The organism is uncultured Aquimonas sp. (assembly GCF_937888285.1).
In the GTDB taxonomy this organism is placed as follows: domain Bacteria; phylum Pseudomonadota; class Gammaproteobacteria; order Xanthomonadales; family Xanthomonadaceae; genus Aquimonas.
Genome location: NZ_CALART010000028.1, coordinates 1 through 4,452, shown reverse-complemented (window position 1 = coordinate 4,452; position 4,452 = coordinate 1). Strand labels below are relative to the sequence as shown.

4 protein-coding genes are annotated in these 4,452 nt (G+C 64.4%); 2 read left to right on the top strand and 2 right to left on the bottom strand.

Annotation, left to right across the window (positions count from 1 at the left end):
- Positions 1-1,214: DNA-binding domain-containing protein (locus Q0654_RS07505; RefSeq protein WP_298852287.1), on the top strand; the 1,214-nt coding region annotated here is incomplete at its 5' end.
- Positions 1,215-1,240: 26 nt separating this feature from the next.
- On the opposite strand, the gene Q0654_RS07500 is transcribed toward Q0654_RS07505, so the two are convergent.
- Positions 1,241-1,546, bottom strand: a complete 306-nt coding sequence (locus tag Q0654_RS07500) for a helix-turn-helix transcriptional regulator (protein ID WP_003454714.1) — start codon at positions 1,544-1,546, stop codon at positions 1,241-1,243.
- Between the two features lie 104 nt (positions 1,547-1,650).
- Here Q0654_RS07500 and Q0654_RS07495 point away from each other — a divergent pair, with 104 nt between their 5' ends.
- Entirely contained in the window at positions 1,651-2,277 is a 627-nt protein-coding gene (locus Q0654_RS07495) for a LysR substrate-binding domain-containing protein (RefSeq protein ID WP_102080890.1), read from the top strand.
- A gap of 32 nt (positions 2,278-2,309) precedes the next feature.
- On the opposite strand, the gene Q0654_RS07490 is transcribed toward Q0654_RS07495, so the two are convergent.
- Positions 2,310-4,166, bottom strand: coding sequence for an integrase arm-type DNA-binding domain-containing protein (locus Q0654_RS07490; protein WP_102080891.1), 1,857 nt, complete (start codon positions 4,164-4,166; stop codon positions 2,310-2,312).
- Positions 4,167-4,452: the final 286 nt, after the last annotated feature.

The window sequence follows — 4,452 nt, the reverse complement described above, 5'->3', positions numbered from 1 at the left end:
TGTACGTGCTGGCCGGCCAGTACGAGCACGCCGGCACGCTCGGCGAGCTGGTGGTGCAGGCGGATCAAGCCTCGGTAGCCCAGGAACTCGGCGGCGATCCGAGCAAGGCCCTGGCAGCGCCCCGGCACGCACTGCAGCGCAAGCTGCTCGATGGCCTGCGCTACCTCCTGAAGGAAGAATTCAAGCTGAACCAGCCCCAGGCCTCGGATGGCTGGCTGACCCAGGACGCGCTCTGGCTGGTGAGCAAGACCGTCTCGGACAAGCTGCGCGCGCATCTGCTGTCGCAGGGCATCGACGGCATCCCAGCCAGCAACACTGCGGTGTTCAACGTGCTGCAGGATCACGGCATCGCCTTGGCCACACCGGACGGCAAGGCGATCTGGAAGGCTACCGTCACCAGCGAAGTCGGCTGGTCGCACAGCTTCACCTTCCTGAAGCTGTCCCCGGCCATGGTCTGGGATGCGGCCGACCGGCCGGCGCCGTTCGCGGGTCGCGTACAGGCCGACGAGGAACAAGGGGCGCCGACGTCACAGGCACCGGCACCCGAAGCGCCAGGCCTGGAAAGCGCCGATACCGCGCCGCCGGGCACCGCGCCGACCGTGCCCGTGCCCGCTGACAACGGCGTGGCCGCGCTGCTCGATCTGCTGAGTGACGCGGCCCCACCCATAGCGCCGGAGACCCCGAGCCGCCCCGTTGCCGAGCCCGAGCCGACCTCGCCGCCGGCGCCTACGGTGCTACCGCAAGTAAGCCCCGCGCCATCTCGGGATCGGCCGGAGCCTTCCGGCGAGCATTTCATGGCCTGGCTGCGTCAGGGCATCCAGACGCACAAGCTCATCATCAACGACGCCAAAGCCCTGGTGCACAGCGTCGTCGGAACGGCCTACCTGGTGAGCCCCGGCGTCTTCCAGCGCTACGCGCAGGAACATCTGCAAATCGCCGCACTGGCGAAGCCGGAGAACCTGGAGGGATGGCAGTGGGTGCAGAAGCGTTTTGAGAAACTGAGCCTGCACCGCAAGCAAGCCAGCGGGCTGAACATCTGGACCTGCGAAGTCACGGGGCCGCGCAAATCCAGGCGACTGCACGGCTACCTGCTGAGTGCTCCCGAAGCGCTGTTCCAGGAAATGCCTCCGGACAATCCATACCTGCGCCTCCTCACCGAGGTCGTAAAGCGCGAAAATTCAGCCGGTAATAAAAACGACAACGAACAGGGGTAGACAAGGGGCCACGGCGCGGGCCGGCTTCAGTCCGCGGACTTAGGTGGAGCCGTCTCTGCCAGCTTGGCTTCGGTAAGCGCCATCAAGTGGGCAGAACTGCATTTCAGCGCACGGGCGATTTTGAGAATGAGGGGGAGCGTGGGGACATGCTCGCCACGCTCGATCTTTCCCATGTGCGAACGCTCGATTCCTGACAGATGAGCCAGCGTTTCCTGAGCGATGCCTTGACTGGTTCTTTCTTCGCGCACGGAGGCCCCAAACGCGATGGCTGGTTCCGCTTCGTAGGTTGTTGTGCCGGTGGGCCGGCCTCTTTGAATCGAACGCTTTTGCATTGCCAAAAGCGTCGAGGATTGACACGATATAAACCACGTTAAACTTAACTCATGAGAAGCGACTTCATCGGTCGCCGCGAGTTCACTGCCTAGGGGAACTGGACGTGAAATCGAGCGATGCCTCCACTGAAATCCGGGTGGCTGTGCTCGGCGAGTGGGTGCCTTCACCGCTTGCCGACTTGCTGGCGTTACAGCGCGCCGAGGAGCCAGAGACCGCCACGGCTTTGATCGGATGCCGTGCCACAGCGCAGGCGCAGGAACCGCCGCACGATAACTTTGACTTGGCCCTGTCCACGGCCGCCTGGGAGTGGCCGGGCTGGGTGTGCGAGCCGTTGTGGCACGACACGCTGGCGGTCGCCGTCGCCAAGCGCTCGCACCTGCTGTCCTACCGTGAAGTGCCTCGCCAAGAACTGCTCAAGCAGCCGTTGATCTGCGCGCAGTCAACGGCCGACGAGCCGTGGCGCGCGGTGGCGCATGGCCTGGTCGAGGATGCACCGCAGGGCCATGAGCAGACCGTCAGCACCTTTGACATGGCGATGACGCTCGTCTCCGCGGGCTACGGCATCGCCGTCGCACCCGCCGCGAGGCTGACCTGCTACCTGCGCCGCGGCATCGCCGCGCGGCCATTGGCTGGCGCGCCCATCATCGTGATGGCCTACCTGCTTCGCCCGTCCTCGTCCTTGACCGAGCCCCAGGAAAGATTCGCCCGCCGCGCGCGCTCCGTGTCCTGAGACAGGGGCGCGCACTGCAGGGCGCTGGCGCACTACGCAAACGCCACCTGCTGCGGGGACCACTCGCTTTCCTTCACCGTCGTGCTCACCGCCATGATGATCTTGTCGAGATTCGTGGCGCTGACGCTTTCCAGGGCTGAGCGGCCGCGCAGCATCGCGCGCGGCTGCAGCAGCGCGTTGTAGATCTGCCAAGGGTCGGCGCCCCTGGTCAGCTTGAGGACCGCCTGGATCAGCGCGTGCTTGACCGGATCGAGATGCCAATCCGGCACGCGCTGGCCACGGTTGCCCAGGTTCAGCGCCAGCAGGTTGCCGGCCTTGATCTCGTAGCTGATCCACCGGCGCGACTTGCCCGCCATCTTGGCGTACTCGGCGACTGGCAGGTTGTGCGGCGCCTCGAAGACATCGACCAGTTCCATCCGCTGGCGCTGAATGTCGGACAGCGGTTCCTCCATGACGGAACGCGGCAACGGCACTGCGGGCAGCCGATGCGTCTCGGCCGACACCAGCGGCATCGCGTCTCCCGGCTTGGTCACGATCAGGAGCGGCGCCGACGTGGCTGCGACCTTGGGTGGCGCACTCGCGGCTTCTTCGTCCGAGAGGACGGGTACGCCCTCCAGATGGATGGTGAGCGGCATGCTCGCTGCCTCGACCAGGTTCTGCTCGAAGAGATCGAGCCGGTCGGCCCAGTCCTGCATCATCCGCCGCCGCTGCTCGACGTACTCGGCGTGGTTGTAGGTGGCACTGACCTTGTTGGGATCGACGTGCGAGAGCTGTGCGTCCACCCACACCTTCGGGTAGCCGATCTCGTTGAGCGCGGTGGACATCGTGCCCCGGATGCCGTGCCCGGTCAGCAGGTCGCGATAACCCATGCGCTTGAGCGCGCCGTTGAGCGTGTTCTCGCTCATGCGCTTCTTCAACTCGCTGTCGTGCCGGAACAAGTAGTGCTGGGCCGGTTTGACCTGTTCCAGCAGGTGCCGGACGATCTCCATCGCCTGCACCGACAGCGGCACGATGTAAGGCGGAACGTCCTGGGGCAACTGGCGCTTCCTGCGCATGTCCACCTGGAGCTGCTTCACGACCTCGGGCGGGATGACCCAAAGGCCCCGATCGAGGTCGAACTGATCCGGCGTCGCCAAGCGCAGCTCGCCCGTGCGCACGCCGGTGAATAGCAGCAGCCGCAGACCGAGCTGGGTCTGCAGCCGGCCACGATACTTGCGCAGGCGCTGCAACAGCTTCGGCAACTCGGCCATGCGCAGGAACGGGTTGTGATTCACCGGGGGCAGCGGCAGCGCCACCACGTCGAGGTCGGAGGCCGGGTTCTGCTCCAGGCCCGGCACGACCACCAGCGCGTAGCGGAACATCTGGTTGAACCACGTCCTGACTTTCTCGGCGACGGAGAGCGCCTTGCGCCGCTCGATCCTGGCGATCACTTCCAGCAAGTCAGGGCGTTTGATGTCGTAGATCGAGCGCTTGCCCAGCAAGGGCAGCACATCCTTGGCGAAGACGCGAGGGAGGATCGAGAGAGTGGTCTGCCGGCCCTTCTTGAGGCCGAGTTCGCGGTGTGCAAGCCACTTCTTGTAGATCGCCTCGAAGGTGTTTTCACCGGCGAGTTTGACCGCGGCGCGCTTTTGCTTGCGGTGAAGGCGCGGGTTGATGTCCTTGGCCACCAAGGCGCGTGCCTCATCGCGCAGAGCGCGTGCCTCACGAAGGGACACCTCGGGATAGGTGCCCAGCGACATGCGCTTGGGCTCCTTCAACCAGTAGTAACGGAAGTGCCAGCTCTTGCTCCCCGTGGCCGTCACGGCCAAGGAGAGACCATCGATGTCTGGAAGGGTGTAGGCCTTGCCGGTGGCCTTGGCTTGACGGACCACCAAGTCTGAGAGTGCCATGCTCTAGCTCCTGAACATGAGTCAGGAACCAGATGCTTAACCCATCGACCTCAGCACCCTAGCAACAATCCGGAAGCCGTCGTGCCCGCAAAAATGGACACAAAAATGGACATAAACGTCGTGGCTTCAGGTGGATTTCCGTGGAGCCCACTGGAACATCGAAGTGTCGAAAATTCAGCCTGAATCAACGACTTACGATGCTCCTTGGACTTCCTCAGAATTCCCCGGAACGATGCGGTGGAGCGGGTGAAGGGAATCGAACCCTCGTATGAAGCTTGGGAAGCTG